This window comes from Acinetobacter sp. GXMZU3951 (assembly GCF_054457875.1).
The window spans coordinates 163,913-179,901 of sequence record NZ_JBTLFO010000005.1 but is presented as its reverse complement, the minus strand read 5'-3'; the positions used below and the strand labels follow the sequence as shown (position 1 = coordinate 179,901).

Below are 15,989 nucleotides of genomic sequence, written 5' to 3'. Positions count from 1 at the left end.
AGCAGAAGAAGCACCACACTTACATCACATCTCTCAATAGACATTAGAATACACACGAAATACAGGGGTGTAAACAGGGTGTTATCCAGGGCTTTAGTATTTTGATGCTTAATTTTTATTAAAATATTGTTTTATATCATTAAAAATTTTTACAGGGCTTGTTTTTTTATGCTTATTTTTGTTAAAAAAATCTTTTATAAGCGTTCTTATATTCTCTAATAGATGCAACTAGAGTCCAAATAAGAATTCCTATAATCAGATAGTTTGAACGTTTTATTAGTCGATGAGGCTCTAGACTTTCTAACAATGTACCTGCCGTTTGAGCATGTAATTTTGCTAGCTGATAGTCCATGCCAATTTTGATTAGCAATGATAACCCTATGCCAAAGACGAGGATCCACCATAATTTTTGGCTTACCATAAATGGAAAAAAGATAGTTTCTAGTAATGCTCTCATTAGCTTCTCGTGTTTTTAAATTTGAAAGTTTTTCTAAAATTAACATAATGCACGTTATACGTAATGCCTGAAATTTCCCTATAAGCATCAATATCTTAGTCAAATCCGTTCCAGTACTCAACATACTGGAACGGTTTATTAATGATTCTTCACGTTCCACACTTATTTTTAATCAAATTTCTACTAATTTAATTATGTCTACTAAACAATTCTTAATTACCAACTTCAACGCTTTTTTAACAGTTGCTACTCCAACTCCTAATTCCTTTGCTCCCCTTATGATTGTTCAACTTTCTTCCAGCATCGCTGTATTATTTGAAAATAATCTATTTGATGCTTTCTACCCTTATACAAACCTCTAGTCTTGGCTTTAGCAGTGTCTTCCTTTGGACTTTCCCAAATTATTGTACGTTCAAATTCTGAAAAAGCTGTGAATATCTAAAATATGAATTTATTAATGGCTGATTGAATAACATAATAGCCACCCAAAATTTCTCGCACCATCACTTAATCTTCTAACAATCGAGCCAATAAATGAGGGAAAAATTATTATTCTGTTCTACATTTTCATAAGTCTGCCGTAATTACGAAGCCAAAATCATGCCCGTTCAATTCGTTAATCCATTAAATGATTTAGAAATTAACTGCTTGATAATCCGTGTGAGTAAGACTTGGACTGCCACTATGTCTAGGATATTAGGGGCAGTCCCAAATAAGCAGGTATAATATTTAATACCTGCTTTCCTTGTTAGAAACTATAACTCACTCCAAACTTCGCAGTACGAGGTTGTCCCGGATAAACATAACGGTTAAAGGCGCTATCATCATATTCTTCGTTAAAGATGTTTTTGATATCAAAGCTTAAGCGTACATCTTTGTTCCAATCATAATAAGATATTAGATCCGTTGTCGCATAACTCCCCATGTTGTAGGTGTTATTGGCTGTTTGCCCTTTACGACTACCAACATAACGTTGGTTAATCCCTAAACCTAAACCATTGAATGTGCCTGATTTAAACTCATATATACTCAATAGATTAAATGAATCCTGAGGAATATTGGCTAAACGTGTACCTTTTTCCAAAGCATTGTCTTTGCTAACAGCAGCATCTACATAAGCGTAATTACCAATAATTTTCCATTCAGGAGTGATGTTACCAACTAAGCTTAAATCTAGGCCTTTACTGGTCACTTCACCCGCGGCAATGCTTTTGGTGGAATCTAATGGATCAAGTGTTAAGACATTTTCTTTCTTCACATAATAGATTGCCGTATCAAATGAAAGCTGATTATCTAACAAGGCATATTTTGAGCCGATTTCGTAAGAAATACCCTCTTCTGGATCAAATCCTTGGTTGTTACGATCTGCGCCAGCATTTGGTTTAAATGACTTACTGATATTGCTGTAAATAGTGAATTGATCGGTCAGGTCATAAGTTAAACCCACCCGTGGAATAAATGCATTGTTGTCTGTAGACCAAGACGTATTATTCACGAAATTGCTGTAATCTTGTTGGTAGTTTTCAAAGCGCATCGCAATCAACGTATTTAAACGATCCGTGAGACGAATTTGATCTTGCACAAAAAAAGCTTGGCTTTTTAATTTTTCTCGGTCATGTGTAGTCACATTCACCAATTCTGGTAATGGAAGTGTGTCATACGGTTGATTGATATTGAGATCAAAAGCATCTTTAGAACGGATGATGTAAGATTTATAGTCATATTCTTCAAGCTCAATCCCTGAAATCAAGGTGTGCTCTAGATTGAATAAATCAAAGTGACCGACTACATTGGCTTGGAAATTCTTATCAATCCAATCTAAGTTACGCCAATTATAGTTGCGAGTAATGACTTCGCCATTGCTATCGGCTTTTACCCCATTAGCTTCAACAGCATAACCATGCAGATGACCATTTAAATATTGAGCACCAACATTCAATTTCCATGTATCGTTGAGCGCATGTTCAACACGGAACTGTAGCATGTCGTTATTGTTATATAGTCGATTACGGTCTTTGCCTGACTCCCACCAATATTCCGAGGAATCGAAAGAATCTTTTTGTTGTCCTTCATAACGGGTAAAACCGCGATCCAAGGCATGCTGATTACGTAAAAAATCAGCTTCTAATGTGAGCTTGGTCGCATCTGTAGGTGTCCATTGAATAACAGGCGCAATATTCCAGCGCTTAGAATCGACATGATCACGATAAGTATCCCCATTTTCACCCATTAAATTAAGGCGATAGGTAAGACTTTCATCATCTGTTAAAGCCCCTGTCGTATCTACAGTGCTACGGTATAGACCTTCCTGATCTACACTTAATCCCAGTGTTGTTTTTCTTTCTGCTTGTGGTGTTTTACTGACAATATTAAATGTTCCACCCGGGTCACCACGACCATATAAACTCGATGATGCCCCTTTTAGGACTTCAACGCGTTCCACGGTACTACTATCAGGGGCATTCGGATATCCACGGTTAATTGGAAAACCATTACGATAATATTCGCCACTGGTGAAACCCCGTGAAGTAAAGGTCGTTAAGCCTTGTCCACCAAAGTTATTTGCTCGACCAACACCCGCGACATCCAGCGCTTCAGATAATCGCGTAGCTTGAATGTCTTTTAACACCGCTTCAGGAATTACGGTGACCGCCTGAGGCGTTTCTTTCAGTGAAGTATTGGTTCGAGTGGCTGAACTGGCTGAGCTGACTTTATAAGATTTTTCGGCATCTTCGGAAGAACTCGTCGCTTGTAAGCTGATGGTAGGCAGAGCACTGATTTGATCATTAGCAAATACTGGCATTATACAACTAAGAGGTAATAAGCTAGGTAATAGACGACGTTTAAACACAACAAGTTTCGCTAAATCTTAATGATAATGATTGTATATTACAAAAACCATCTACATAAAGCTATTGATTTGTTCTATATGCTTAACTTATTTTTTATTAAAAATAAAATATAATTATTTAAAATCAATTTTATATAAGAATGCAGCTACAAACTCAAATTTAAAAAAGTTTCTTAAAAGTCACCCCAACCACTTTTAGAGTTAATGCTTTTAGATTTTTCTAGTAAAGCATTTGATCTGTTGATATCTATGTCAAATAAAGCACTATATTCTAAGCCAAGATTGACAAAAGCCTTTATTAAAAGCCAGACACGGTCAACTTGTAAAATGGTCAAATCACTCCAATCCACACCCAGACACAAAAGAAGCCTAAATTTTATTAAAGCCTGCTGCATCCCTTCCGAATTCTTAAACTCATTGCTTCACAGAAAATTGATCTCTAAAACCTTACACTCCATTTAACACCACCTCAAAAATAAAAAACTATGCGCTTTGGTTTAATTCTCGGTGATCAATTAAATCACCAACTCGCAACGCTCAAGTATTTAAACCGAGAGGAAGATATCATCCTTATGGCGGAAGTACTCGAGGAAACAACTTACGTTGTTCATCATCCGCAAAAAATAGCGCTGATCTTTAGTGCCATGCGTCACTTTGCCAAAGAGTTAAAAGCACAAGGTTGGAAAGTACGTTACCACCCCTTTAAGCGTGAAAGTGACATCAAAAAACTGGTTGATTTTATTGCCGATCAGCAACAACGCTACCCTGCAAATGCGCTGGTGGTCACGCAATGTGGCGAATATCGTTTGCAGCATGAGATTGAGAATACTTGGAGTGCTTCTCTAAAACTCCCAATAGTTTGCTTAGATGATGACCGCTTCTTTTGTAGTTTAGAGCAATTTAAGCAATGGTCGACTCAACATAAAACACTGCGCATGGAATATTTTTATCGAGAAATGCGCAAGCAAACTCAATATCTCATGCATGAACAGCAACCCGTGGGTGGGCAATGGAATTTTGATCAAGCCAACCGTAAAGCATGGACAGGTGAACCGCCCCTTATTTCCGCATTAGTCTTTGAACGTGATCAAATAGATCAGGACGTGATTGAACTGGTCAAAAAGGAGTTTGCTCAACATATTGGCAATATTGAGTCATTCCATTGGGCAACCACACGTCAAAATGCACTGCTTGCTTTAAATCATTTTATTGCTAATCGCTTACCCCACTTTGGTGATTATCAAGATGCCATGATTTATGGCTCAGATTTTATGTTTCACAGTCTGCTTTCACCTTATTTAAATTGTGGCTTACTATTGCCCCGAGAAGTCTGTGATACTGCGCAACGCGCTTATTACAATGGTCAAGCCCCCTTGAATGCCGTAGAAGGTTTTATTCGGCAAATTTTAGGCTGGCGAGAATATGTGCGGGGAATTTACTGGTTATCTATGCCCGAATATCGCAACCAAAATACCTTACAGAGTACAACGCCTTTGCCGCAGTATTACTGGACAGGTCAAACCAAGATGGCTTGTATGGCTGAATGTTTCCGCAATACCTTTCAACATGCCTACGCGCATCATATTCAACGTTTAATGGTTACGGGAAACTTTGCACTTTTAGCCGGAGTACATCCAAACGAAATCTGCGAATGGTATTTAGCGGTATATGCCGATGCCTATGAATGGGTCGAATTACCCAATACCTTAGGCATGGTGATGCATGCAGATGCGGGTTTAATGGCGAGTAAGCCTTATGCCGCATCGGGCAATTACATACATAAAATGTCAAATTATTGCCAGCACTGTGCTTATAACGTCAAGAGCAAAACTGAAGCAGACAGCTGTCCCTTTAATAGTCTGTACTGGTATTTTATACATCGACATGAGACTTTATTTCGTCACAACCCACGCATGGCAATGCTGTATAAAACTTTTGATCGACTGCCAGATAAAGCCCAAATTATCACCCATGCACAGTCCCTACTGACGCAACTGGATCAATTGTAAAACTATGAAAAAACAACATTTACCAGAAAAAATATGTGCCTATTGCCAACGCCCTTTTCTTTGGCGAAAAAAATGGCAACGCTGTTGGGACGAGGTGAAGTATTGCTCTGAAAGATGTAAACGCCACGCCCGTTCAAACCGGTAAACAGACCGTACCATGATTAGGATATAGGCAATCAAGATCTGCTGTACTGCCCAGTTGCATAACTAAAATGTGTTGAGGGCATTTCCGTTCAACTTAAGCATATTTATACTGACGCGAACAGTAAGCCCTGCTTATCTCGGGTGATCGTAACTGCTGATGTTTGCTCTGACGCCCTGCCATCCTTTTGCGCCACAACTTAAAGCTGCCCGCTTTCAAATTCTGCCGCATTAAACGTACAACTGCGGCTTCATTTAAACCATACTCGCGTGCAATGGCTTCAAAAGGCGTCCGATCTTCCCACGCCATTTCAATAATTCTAGATAGATCCTGTTCTACAAACTTGCTCACGCTATCCCCTTTTTCAAAAGCCAAATGTTTAACGCAGAGCGCATCTAAACCATTAGATTCAGTCTGGTTTGAGACTATGCTGCTGCACCTCGAATGATAAAAAGGTCAACATGAATTTTTTGTGATGATTGACATTTCAAAGCTATTTTTTGACTGAATATTTTCACATTCACTTCACATCACTTTATTTAAATTAAATAAAAACAGAGGAAGCGTGTGATGAAAATTTTTACAACACTAATGACCACTGCGCTGGCTGTGCTCGGACTCTCGGCCTGTAAAAGTCTTCCAAGTTATAGCCCGGACTACACTCAAGCAGATCAGAATATCCAAGGGGTTAGCTTGAATGATGAGCTGGCCTACAACATCGGCACTCGCTTTGTCGCTGCCTTCAATACTTTGGGAACACCCGAGTTTGTGACTCAAGCGAGTAGTCTCTATGCAGATCAATTGTATATTAACGACACCTTATCGCAGTTTTCGAATAAGCAGGATTTAATCAAGCATTTTCAAGGAATGAATAACCGCGTCAGCAATGTCACAGTCAAACTCATCAGTGCGACCCACCATCAAGATTCAGCCTATATTCATTGGTATATGGCGTATGACTTCAAGATGTTTGGGCGGAGTAAAACTATGGCGTCATATGGCATTAGCGAAATCAAGATCAATGCAAACCAACAAATCATTTTCCAGCAAGATTACTGGGATCCAGCCAATGGTCTTTATCGTTCATTACCAGTTTTTGGAGGTGCTTACAAATGGGTCTTACCATTCAAAAAATCCTGATCTGCGTGGTCGGTACCACGACATTCATGCTGAGCCTTTCAACTGCTGCGGCCAGTTTAGAAAAATGTAGCAGTGCCCCGCTGATTGTGACCAAAAAAAATGTCGGTACGGTGAGCTATTTTGCAGCCAACTGCCAAAAGCCTTGGGAAAAGCAGACCATCCGCTTAGACTTCAACTATAACCACGACATTCCAGAGTGGGCATTTAAGCAGGCGGCCACCTATTTCTTACAGAAAAATGTGGCTAGCTATACTGAAAACTCACAGCTCAACCAAATTACCCAACTCTACCTGCCTGTGAAGCGGGGAGATCACTATAGTCTTTTCTATCAACATGAAAATCAGAGACTTGAATTAAAACTCAATCAAAAAAAATTAGGAGAAATACGTGATCCAAATGCCAATCAATATTTTAAAATCTGGTTTGGTGCTGCCCCATTTAATGCTAAATTAAAGCAACAATTATTAAATTAATCGGCATTTTTTAGCAGATGAGTAATCACTTTATCCTCATGGTCGAAGATCATTTCGAATTGGCGGCAACGGTATGCGAATTTTTGGAAGCGCATGGCTATGTGATTGATCATGCACGTAACCTAGATGCGGCTAAAACTTTACTCAAAACCCAGCACTACAACTTATTATTATTAGATATTAATTTACCCGATGGCTCTGGATATGACTTATGCGAATGGATTCGTAATCAGCAAAATTTGGATATTCCTGTGCTGATGCTGACTGCACGTGACACTTTGGATGACAAGCTCAAAGGCTTTGCCGCGGGCACCGATGATTATCTGGTCAAACCTTTCGACTTTAATGAACTGGTCATGCGCATTCGTGCCCTAATTAAACGCGCTTTGGGTGAAGTTGCCAATCACAAACTGCAAATTCATGATCTTGTACTCGATAGTGCCACACAAACCGTCTGCCGTGCTGGTCAAAGCATAGAACTCCCCCCGATTCAGTTCAAATTGCTGAAAATTCTCATGCGCAATTCTCCTAAGGTCATTACCAAACAAGAAATCATGATTGAATTATGGGGCGATGAAGAGCCCGAAAGTGATGCCTTGCGCAGCCATATTTATAATCTACGCAAAATGATTGATAAGCCTTTTTCACAGAAACTCCTGCATACCGTTTCTGGGGTCGGTGTGAAAATTTCGATCGAATCTGGTGAGTATTAGTAAAAATACACCACCACAACCAAGCCCGTACTATGGGCTAAATCAAGTTCGGGGTGCACAGACAAATAATATTCCCGATCAAACAGTTCGACGCGCCAACCGAGCTGTTTACACAGTTTTTCGACCAATTGTAAGCCTATACCGTGCCCTTTAATTTCAAACCCGAGTTGCGTGCTATTTAATTCCTGCACTTTAGCATCATTCGGCAGATTGATCCCGATACCATTGTCTGCAATCAGCAGGCTATGCTTTAGCTGAATGATGTGAATTTCAGACCCTTGCGAATAATTCAGTGCATTTCTGAGGATATTACTCAGCACCATTTTGGTCATAGATGGATATAAGTTCCTGAGCTGCTCAGACTCATTCTGCTGTACATGAATCTGCATGCCTTTGCTTTGACTAACCGCATGCAATGAATCTACCAAATCCTCAATAATGTCAGACAATAACATCTGCTCTGCTGCCAAATGTTGTGTGGTATTTCGAGCAATGGCCAACAAGGTATCGACCAGCAGCTGCATATCATCAATGGTATTATTTAAGCGGGTAAAAACCTTATCTTGCCCGTATCGAGCCTGACAGAGCTGCACATTGCCTTTTAGAATCGTAAGCGGCGTACGCAATTCATGACTGACATCGCCTGTGAACTCGCGTTCGCGTTGAATAAACTCACTCAACACGTGATGATATTTTTCAAGGGCCTGCTTCAGATATTCTGCTTCCATATTGCCATTGGTATAAATATCCTGAAATGGCGATGCCTTCGTATTGCGATGTGCCCAGTCAATATGTTCCAAAGCATTTGCCAGCCGAGTGATAGGCGAAAAATAGCGTTTGGCGCGTCGGTTTGACCACCATAAAAAACTGTACAGAATGAACAGGCTCAACATGAGCGGTGCCAAACCAAACAGCCAGACTAACTTATTGACGTTACTTTCACCAAACACCAATAAAACATGCTGCCCATTCTGCTCCCCATATACGGTCATGCGTTCTTTACCATCTACCCAAATCCGATGTACGCCTAAATCTAAAGACAGATTTTGAAACTGTTCAGGCGGGGTACTGCTCGTCCAGCGATAACCATAAAGGTTTTTGGTATCTGGCAAATCAGCATTCGGATCACGCTCTACCCTTGACCAGTAATGGGCCATTTCTTGTTCTAATGCGGTCTTTAACAATGAACCTTTAATCACCCAAGCACTACAGCCTATCCCGATAATAATCGACATTGCAATCAGGCCAATTTGCAACCAGTAATAACGATTGAAAATTTCTGTTAACGCCTGTTTTTGGAAGTGCGCTTGGGATTTCCGCATACTATTTCCCTAGTTCAGTAAGTCTGCATCAAGTGGTCTTTTTGTGAAATAAGAAATGAGCAATGACCCATTCTTGCCCCTGTTCAAAACCAAATAACTCTGCACATGCCATAAAAAAGATTCGCCAGCGTTGCCACCAAGCATCAGCATCTTTACCATAGGTTTGCTCAAAGATAGGTTTGAGCTCCATGTGCTGTGCATCCATATTGTCTAACCAGGCATTGGCTGTTCGTTCATAATGCTGACCTGACCACTGCCAATGTTGTTCCAGTTCTAAATGCTCCTGAAAATGTAAAAAGGTAGATACCGAAGGCATAAGTCCACCTGTAAAGAAGTATTTAGACATCCAATCATATTCAGACTTAATTTCAAACGGATAATGCAAGAAACGGTGACAGAAGATATGACACCACAATAAACCATCTGGCTTGAGCCACCCATTAATTTTTTCAAACAGTCGCTGATAATTCCGCACGTGCTCAAACATTTCTACCGAAACGACTCGATCAAACTGATCTGGACTTAGCTCCAAAACATTCACATCACAAGTCAGCACCTCAATATTCATCAACCCGCGAATTCTGGCCTGTTTTAAAATATGTTCACGCTGGGTTTTTGAATTAGAAACTGCGGTAATACGCGCATTCGGGTAACGCTCAGCCATCCATAAAGTGAATGACCCCCAACCACAGCCGAGTTCCAAAATGTCTTGGCCGTCTTGCAGCTTGGCGCGTTCACTATACAGTTGCAAGGCAAACTCTTCCGCCTGATCCAATGTTGTCGTTTCATGAGGAAAATAACAGGCACTGTATTTCAGGCGTCTGCCGAGTACGGCCTGAAAAAATTGCGTTGGCAACTCATAGTGCTGCTGATTGGCCTTATCGGTTTCTATTGCGATTTCACTCTGCTTGAGCATATTCAGCACATCCATATAGCGCTGTGCTGCCTGCTCAGGATCATAACGCCCCTCTTGAATCAGACGCTTTTTACTTAGGCCACGAATGGCTGCGCGAATCGCCTGATCTGGAATAAAACCACTTTCTACCAGTTTTAATGACTTCTGAATTATATAATCCATGTGCGTACCTACTTTTTGGGTTTCCACGGAATGAACATTGATGTTCGTTGTTGGTAATCGAGATAATTTTGTCCCCGATTTTTAAGTGCTTGTTGTTCGCTAAATGGGATGCCAGTGAGGTAATACAAAAACAACCACATCAGCACCGGATAGATCCACAATAGATAGAGTCCTGCTGCCAATCCCAAAATGGGATAAGCAAACCAATGCATCCATTCGAAAAAATAATTGGGATGGCGCGAATAACGCCAAAGCCCCTGATCCATGGTTAGGCCACGATGTTGAGGCTGTTGTTTAAAGCGATAGAGTTGCTGGTCGGCAAGGCTTTCCCCTACAAAAGCTAGGATTAAGATGAGTGCCGCAACGAGCAAATACACTGGATAAGCCGGACTCCAATCGTGTTGCGGTGTAGTCAACAATGCCCACATCGGCACGTAGAATAAGATGGCTAGACCCGCCTGAAAAATAAAAAATAACAGGAAACCGACATGCTGAAATTTACCCATGGCACGGCGCATATTGGCATAACGTGTATCTTCCTGATGTTCAGCAAGATAACGTCGTAACAAATGTGCACTCAATCGGATAAACCAAAGACCGCTGAAAATTGCAATGAACAGGCGGATGGGCATGGGAGCGACATCCACCACAATCGCGGTCAGAATAATATTTAAAGCCAGACAGCCACTCCAGGCCACATCCACAATACCGACACGACGATTGAAGGTTGCCCAGCCCCAACAACACAACATAATCCCTAGGTTCAAGAGCGTAAGCTTGACTAACATCATCTTCCCCTATGTCGATCTGCCCAATTAGTACGGGCTGGCTTCAAACAACATATGTACATCGCTAATCACGCCTTCTTTGAAGCCGCCTTCGCAATAACATAAGTAAAAGTCCCACATCCGAATAAAATTTTCATCAAATCCGAGCTGTAAAACCTGCTCCTTGGCATTCAGGAAGCGCTCACGCCAAGCATGGATGGTCTGAGCATAACTCAGTCCAATATCATCGAGCTGTTTCAACCGCAACTTCTGTTGCGAGGCGCTCTCTGTGAGCACACTAATGCAAGGAATAAAGCTACCCGGGAAAATATAACGTTTTATGAAATCAACCGTTCTCAACGCTTTTTCATAGCGTGCATCTTCGATGGTAATGGCTTGAATGAGCGCCAAACCCTGTGGTTTAAGTAAATCACGACACTTTTTAAAATAGGTCGGAAGATACTGCTCACCCACCGCCTCAATCATTTCAATGGAAACCAATTTGTCGTATTTACCTTCCAACAAACGGTAATCTTTAAGCTGCACATCAACGCGGTGGCTTAAACCCGCAGCTTGCACACGTGCCACAGCTTCATCAAACTGCGCCTGAGAAATGGTAATGGTGGTGACTTTGCAGCCATAATGCTGAGCAGCATAAATTGCAAAACCACCCCAGCCGCTGCCGATTTCCACCAGATGATCCAGCGGTTTGAGTTGCAGTTTTTGACAGATCAGCTCTTTCTTTAATTCCGATGCAGCTTCAAGCAACATGTCAGCATGTTCATACACCGCACTGGAGTACATCATGGATTCATCAAGAAAGAGCTTAAAAAAATCATTACTTAAGTCATAGTGTTCCGCAATGTTTTTACGGCTGCCACTGAGGGTATTCCTACGGCTTTTGTACCAGTTTTTCAGGACAAACTGGCTGAGCTGCGCCACGGCATTTTGATTAATTTTATCTAAGACATCCCGATTACGTGCCAAAATCTGAATCAGCTCGACCAGATCGTCACTTTTCCAGTCACCGCGAATATAACCTTCCGCGGCACCTAACACACCTTGTTTAAAGATGAGCTGCATGACCTCTGGATTATGCACCTCAACCACCGCATGTAAATCGGAAACCTCTCCGACCGTACCATTCCACACGCCACGAAAACTGATTTGTCCATGACGTAGTTTCAGTAAACTTCTGAGTAAAAATGGCAGTGAAGCTTGCTCACCATAAAGAAATGCTTTCATCATGACATGTTAATCCTTATTTTTCTTCGGGTGCCGATAAAACGGCACCTTTTTCCACCATAACTGCAAGGCCTGAACATAGATTGAAGCCATCATTTTTAAAGGTTCTAAACTATATCTGAGAGCATAATAATGTTGCTGTGAAGGAAATGTGATGGGACGCAAACGAAAACGCATGGTGGCATCAAATATCTGTTTTTGTTGTTCAAACAGTTGCATATGAATCACATGCATCTGCTCTGAAAAGTGGAATCGCCAACGATAATCCAAATTCATGGGCATAAACGGCGACACATGAAATGATTTTTCAAAACAAAACTCGTAGCCACGAAAACTGCTATGAACTTGCGCTGCATGCCGACAGTCATGCAGATACACCTTCCGTTCATTCCAAGGGGTATTGGTGATTTCACTCAAAATAAAAATGGGCTGCTGCTGTTGAGAATCGAAAATGAAATAAAACACCACGGAGTTGAAGCGAAAGCCGAGACAGCGAGGTAAAGCCAGAATACGAATCTGCCAGTCAGGCAACAACTCAACCTCGGCTTGCTGAGCCAGCACCTGCTCGACTTTTTGTCTAAGGCTGCCAGAATAGTCGGTTAAAAAATCCGTACTATATAAATTCAGAATATTCCAGTGATGGGCAGACCAAAACGGTGACTGCGCCGTAATGCGTTCAAGTTGATCGGGATCAAACCACAAATAGCTCAACTGGCTTTCAAAAGCATGAGCCTTCGGCATATAGCGCCGATGACGGATACTGGCTTCGGCAATCGCAAGCGGAGTATTCAACATCTGCAAGCTCCATGACTCATATCAAGATAATGTCGCTAAATAATCAACCACACGTGCCGCACTGCGAGCTCCATCTTCATGAAAACCCCAGCCCCAATAGGCGCCACAATATGCAGTCCGATTCAGTCCCTGCAACTCTTGCCAACGTGATTGAGCTTGTATCGCTTTTTGGTCAAACACTGGATGACGATAATGTCGTTGCACCAAGATTTTGGCAGGGTCAATTTTCATATTCGGATTTAAGGTGGCAAAAATTTGAGTTTTACATTGCAGATTCTGCAAGTTGTTCATCCAGTAGCTAAAACTATATTGTGTGACAGCTAAATCTACACCAGCTTCTTCATCTGCTGTGACATGGACATGCCAACTCGCCCATTGCGAACGCTGCCTTGGCATAATCGAGCTATCATGGTGAACGACCATGCGATTATCTTGATAATCAAAGTTGTGTAGAATCTCTCGTTCTAAATCAGTCGCATCTTCTAATAATTGCAACGTATCATCAGCATGGCTGGCAAAAACAACCCAATCAAAGGTGTGCAGACCTGCATCTGTTTGTACTTCGACATAATCGGAATGTCGTCTGACGCTGTGCACCGCAAGATGTTCCCACTGAATGCTCGGACATTGCTGATGAATTGCCCGAATATAGCGATTTGAGCCATTTTTAACGGTTTGCCATTGTGGTCTTTCCTTTAACTGCAACATGCGATGATGCTGGAAGAAACTCACCACAAACTTATAAGGAATTTGTCCAACCTGATCGACGGGGGTTGACCACAAGGCACCACACATGGGATAGAGATGCTCATGTCGAAACTCTTCTGAGTAATGATGTTGGTTTAAATAACTTTCGATGGTCAGTTCAGGATCAGAATCAATTACGGATTGGTCTTTATTCTCTTGATAGAAGCGATATAAATCTAACAACATGCGCCGAAACTTTTGATTCAAAAAGTTTTGCGGACGCTTGAGTAGCGACCATTTTTTTGAAGGATTATATTGCAATCCAGTCACAACATTATTGACTGAAAAACTCATATCGCTGCTTTGTTTCTCTACCCCGAGTTGTGCCAGCATTTCACTAAACAAGGGGTAATTAAAATCATTAAATACAATAAATCCGCTATCTACAGCAATGCTCTGACCTTCAATCTGAAAATGATGGGTATCGGTATGCCCGCCAAAATAGCTATTTTTTTCAAAGATTGTGACTTGATGCTGTGCAGATAATTTCCATGCCGCATAGAGTCCAGAAATACCCGAGCCTATAATCGCAATCTTCATGAAAAATCTTCCTTTTTTAATTTTTTTGGATGGATGTAAAGGGATGATGCATTTCGATGACTGGCTGCATACACTCGCGCTGGAATGGGCTTTAAGCCCCAAACTAAACCAAACCAAGACATCACTTTTAAAACATAATAAGTCACATCAATCTGCCACCAATAAAAGCCTTGTCGGGTACTGCCTGCATAGTAATGATGATTATTATGCCAACCTTCACCTAAGGTAATAATCGAAAGAAAAAGATTGTTGCGACTGTGGTCTTTAGTTTCAAAATCGCGTGAACCATATAAGTGCGCCAAAGAGTTAATACAAAGCGTGGCATGAATCAACAACACCGTTGAAATGACAAATCCCCACACCAGCAATTGCGGGCCTGAGGTGGCCAACTGCGGATACGCTACAGCCAGCCATTCACCCAAGCCATAAATAGCTGCCGCCGTGACTAGCACCACTGGAAGACTAAAACGGTCTAACCAGATCAACTCTGGGTATTTCAGCCAATCTTTCACCACTTCTTTACGAATGTTGAAGTTCTGATCATTCAAAAACCAACCGACATGGCTATACCAAAACCCATGGGTAGAAGAATGTGGATCCTGCTCAGTATCCGTAAAACGATGGTGATAACGATGATGCGCTGCCCACCATAAAGGCCCCCGCTGTGCACTCATTGTGCCAATCAAAATAAATACAAACTGGACAATACGAGAGGTTTGAAATGTTTTGTGCGATAAATAGCGATGAAAAAAAGCCGTGATCGCAAACATTCGGATTAGATAGAACCCCAACATAAACAGTACGGCAAATTTCGACACCCCCACCCAAAACACAGCAAGACAGGCAAGATGCAATAAAATGAAAGGCGAAATACGCAGCCATTGGATGTTTAAGTCTTTAGGAGGACTGTCTGGCTGCACGGTTAGAGTTTTTGCATCACCCGACCAGCTGTCCATCCAGCGTAGAAAAAATTTGAACATTGTTTCTTCCGCATTTTGAGTTTTTATATTTGCCTTTCATTTTATGTAGCACGATATGAAATTTATGTGAAGTTCACGCATAAGTTGATCGTGCAACAAGAAAATCTCAATGGCCTTGAATGAGTGAGTTGGAATGAGGTGTTCGTACGAGTTTAGTTACATCATAACCATATTGACGCGCAGTTTGTAGGTAAGATTGGTAGGTTGCTTCGTCAATCTGTGGACTACGTGACAAGATCCATAAATATTTATGGCTAGGACCACCCACCAATGCAACGTTATAGTTAGGATCAACTCTTAACACCCAGTAATCCCCTTTTGTGAAAGGAATCCATCTTAAGCCTGCAGGTAAAAAACTCACCTTTAATTGACTCTTCCCTGCATTTTGTGCATAAGCAACACCCTGTGATGAAATCGTTTCACCAGTTTGGGTCTGGCAACTATTCACAACGCTCAGCGTCTGATCTGGATTGAGTGCATAATTTGCCTTGGTGTTACTGGCACAATGACGTTGAAAGTACATGGGCAAATGTGCGATTTCATACCATTGCCCGATATATTGATCAATCTCAATTTGACTGACGGCTTGCGGCTTGGATTCTTCTGCCTGAGCCGACCATGATGAAAATAAACTGAGGCAGGCTATCGCAGCACAACTTAAAGATTTTTTAAAGAAATTTGGCATGACTCAACCTATGGCATAACTGTTTTGTCAAACATACAGGAGCCA

16 protein-coding genes are annotated in these 15,989 nt (G+C 41.3%); 5 read left to right on the top strand and 11 right to left on the bottom strand.

The genetic code is table 11. From position 1 onward, the window contains the following. Positions 1–1,205: 1,205 nt before the first annotated feature. Together ACX17N_RS09965 and ACX17N_RS09960 are read right to left on the bottom strand one after the other, a co-directional pair. Positions 1,206–3,260, bottom strand: a complete 2,055-nt coding sequence (locus tag ACX17N_RS09965; RefSeq protein ID WP_458892418.1) for a TonB-dependent siderophore receptor — start codon at positions 3,258–3,260, stop codon at positions 1,206–1,208. A gap of 221 nt (positions 3,261–3,481) precedes the next feature. Then, positions 3,482–3,703: a hypothetical protein gene (locus ACX17N_RS09960; RefSeq protein ID WP_458892417.1), complete on the bottom strand. Its 222-nt coding sequence runs from the start codon at positions 3,701–3,703 to the stop codon at positions 3,482–3,484. Between the two features lie 90 nt (positions 3,704–3,793). Here ACX17N_RS09960 and ACX17N_RS09955 point away from each other — a divergent pair, with 90 nt between their 5' ends. Both ACX17N_RS09955 and ACX17N_RS09950 read left to right on the top strand, forming a co-directional pair. Continuing rightward, positions 3,794–5,317: a cryptochrome/photolyase family protein gene (locus tag ACX17N_RS09955; RefSeq protein WP_458892416.1), complete on the top strand. Its 1,524-nt coding sequence runs from the start codon at positions 3,794–3,796 to the stop codon at positions 5,315–5,317. A gap of 4 nt (positions 5,318–5,321) precedes the next feature. Next, entirely contained in the window at positions 5,322–5,462 is a 141-nt protein-coding gene (locus ACX17N_RS09950; protein ID WP_458892415.1) for a DUF2256 domain-containing protein, read from the top strand. A gap of 93 nt (positions 5,463–5,555) precedes the next feature. Here the strand turns inward: ACX17N_RS09950 and ACX17N_RS09945 are convergent, their stop codons facing one another. After that, positions 5,556–5,810 carry a TIGR03643 family protein gene (locus ACX17N_RS09945; RefSeq protein ID WP_458892414.1) on the bottom strand — a complete coding sequence of 85 codons (255 nt, stop codon included), beginning with the start codon at positions 5,808–5,810 and terminating at the stop codon, positions 5,556–5,558. A 219-nt stretch (positions 5,811–6,029) separates the two neighbouring features. Between ACX17N_RS09945 and ACX17N_RS09940 the strand changes: the two genes are divergently transcribed. Genes ACX17N_RS09940 through ACX17N_RS09930 form a run of 3 tightly spaced genes read left to right on the top strand, consistent with a single transcriptional unit; the run spans position 6,030 to position 7,785 of the window. Continuing rightward, a complete protein-coding gene (locus tag ACX17N_RS09940) occupies positions 6,030–6,599 on the top strand; it encodes a nuclear transport factor 2 family protein (protein ID WP_458892413.1) in 570 nt (189 codons plus the stop codon). Next, positions 6,572–7,072 (top strand): chalcone isomerase family protein, encoded by a 501-nt coding sequence (locus tag ACX17N_RS09935; RefSeq protein WP_458892412.1) that lies wholly within the window; start codon positions 6,572–6,574, stop codon positions 7,070–7,072. The genes ACX17N_RS09940 and ACX17N_RS09935 overlap by 28 nt, the downstream gene beginning before the upstream one ends. Before the next feature lie 17 nt (positions 7,073–7,089). Further along, positions 7,090–7,785, top strand: a complete 696-nt coding sequence (locus ACX17N_RS09930; RefSeq protein ID WP_458892411.1) for a response regulator transcription factor — start codon at positions 7,090–7,092, stop codon at positions 7,783–7,785. Here ACX17N_RS09930 and ACX17N_RS09925 read toward each other — a convergent pair. From ACX17N_RS09925 to ACX17N_RS09890, 8 genes are all read right to left on the bottom strand, one after another. Then, on the bottom strand, positions 7,782–9,107 hold the full coding sequence (locus tag ACX17N_RS09925; protein WP_458892410.1) for a sensor histidine kinase: 1,326 nt from the start codon (positions 9,105–9,107) through the stop codon (positions 7,782–7,784). The two genes, ACX17N_RS09930 and ACX17N_RS09925, sit on opposite strands and share 4 nt — an antisense overlap. Before the next feature lie 28 nt (positions 9,108–9,135). Further along, positions 9,136–10,185: an SAM-dependent methyltransferase gene (locus ACX17N_RS09920; protein WP_458892409.1), complete on the bottom strand. Its 1,050-nt coding sequence runs from the start codon at positions 10,183–10,185 to the stop codon at positions 9,136–9,138. Positions 10,186–10,193: 8 nt separating this feature from the next. Beyond that, the gene (locus ACX17N_RS09915; protein WP_458892407.1) at positions 10,194–10,973 is read right to left on the bottom strand and encodes a DUF1295 domain-containing protein; all 780 of its coding nucleotides are present in this window, start codon (positions 10,971–10,973) and stop codon (positions 10,194–10,196) included. A 27-nt stretch (positions 10,974–11,000) separates the two neighbouring features. Then, positions 11,001–12,200, bottom strand: coding sequence for a class I SAM-dependent methyltransferase (locus ACX17N_RS09910; protein ID WP_458892406.1), 1,200 nt, complete (start codon positions 12,198–12,200; stop codon positions 11,001–11,003). 6 nt (positions 12,201–12,206) lie between these two features. Then, positions 12,207–12,992: a DUF1365 domain-containing protein gene (locus tag ACX17N_RS09905; RefSeq protein ID WP_458892405.1), complete on the bottom strand. Its 786-nt coding sequence runs from the start codon at positions 12,990–12,992 to the stop codon at positions 12,207–12,209. Between the two features lie 21 nt (positions 12,993–13,013). After that, on the bottom strand, positions 13,014–14,279 hold the full coding sequence (locus ACX17N_RS09900; protein ID WP_458892404.1) for an NAD(P)/FAD-dependent oxidoreductase: 1,266 nt from the start codon (positions 14,277–14,279) through the stop codon (positions 13,014–13,016). Beyond that, complete coding sequence (locus tag ACX17N_RS09895; protein WP_458892403.1) at positions 14,276–15,259, bottom strand: acyl-CoA desaturase; 984 nt, start codon at positions 15,257–15,259, stop codon at positions 14,276–14,278. The genes ACX17N_RS09900 and ACX17N_RS09895 overlap by 4 nt, the downstream gene beginning before the upstream one ends. Before the next feature lie 106 nt (positions 15,260–15,365). After that, a complete protein-coding gene (locus ACX17N_RS09890; RefSeq protein ID WP_458892402.1) occupies positions 15,366–15,944 on the bottom strand; it encodes a lipocalin family protein in 579 nt (192 codons plus the stop codon). Positions 15,945–15,989: the final 45 nt, after the last annotated feature.

Bases quoted from the DNA above. Each gene is read 5' to 3' on its own strand.
- ACX17N_RS09965 (WP_458892418.1), bottom strand. From the start codon at position 3,260: ATGCCAGTATTTGCTAATGATCAAATCAGTGCTCTGCCTACCATCAGC.
- ACX17N_RS09960 (WP_458892417.1), bottom strand. From the start codon at position 3,703: ATGCAGCAGGCTTTAATAAAATTTAGGCTTCTTTTGTGTCTGGGTGTG.
- ACX17N_RS09955 (WP_458892416.1), top strand. From the start codon at position 3,794: ATGCGCTTTGGTTTAATTCTCGGTGATCAATTAAATCACCAACTCGCA.
- ACX17N_RS09950 (WP_458892415.1), top strand. From the start codon at position 5,322: ATGAAAAAACAACATTTACCAGAAAAAATATGTGCCTATTGCCAACGC.
- ACX17N_RS09940 (WP_458892413.1), top strand. From the start codon at position 6,030: ATGAAAATTTTTACAACACTAATGACCACTGCGCTGGCTGTGCTCGGA.
- ACX17N_RS09935 (WP_458892412.1), top strand. From the start codon at position 6,572: ATGGGTCTTACCATTCAAAAAATCCTGATCTGCGTGGTCGGTACCACG.
- ACX17N_RS09930 (WP_458892411.1), top strand. From the start codon at position 7,090: ATGAGTAATCACTTTATCCTCATGGTCGAAGATCATTTCGAATTGGCG.
- ACX17N_RS09925 (WP_458892410.1), bottom strand. From the start codon at position 9,107: ATGCGGAAATCCCAAGCGCACTTCCAAAAACAGGCGTTAACAGAAATT.
- ACX17N_RS09920 (WP_458892409.1), bottom strand. From the start codon at position 10,185: ATGGATTATATAATTCAGAAGTCATTAAAACTGGTAGAAAGTGGTTTT.
- ACX17N_RS09915 (WP_458892407.1), bottom strand. From the start codon at position 10,973: ATGTTAGTCAAGCTTACGCTCTTGAACCTAGGGATTATGTTGTGTTGT.
- ACX17N_RS09910 (WP_458892406.1), bottom strand. From the start codon at position 12,200: ATGATGAAAGCATTTCTTTATGGTGAGCAAGCTTCACTGCCATTTTTA.
- ACX17N_RS09905 (WP_458892405.1), bottom strand. From the start codon at position 12,992: ATGTTGAATACTCCGCTTGCGATTGCCGAAGCCAGTATCCGTCATCGG.
- ACX17N_RS09900 (WP_458892404.1), bottom strand. From the start codon at position 14,279: ATGAAGATTGCGATTATAGGCTCGGGTATTTCTGGACTCTATGCGGCA.
- ACX17N_RS09895 (WP_458892403.1), bottom strand. From the start codon at position 15,259: ATGTTCAAATTTTTTCTACGCTGGATGGACAGCTGGTCGGGTGATGCA.
- ACX17N_RS09890 (WP_458892402.1), bottom strand. From the start codon at position 15,944: ATGCCAAATTTCTTTAAAAAATCTTTAAGTTGTGCTGCGATAGCCTGC.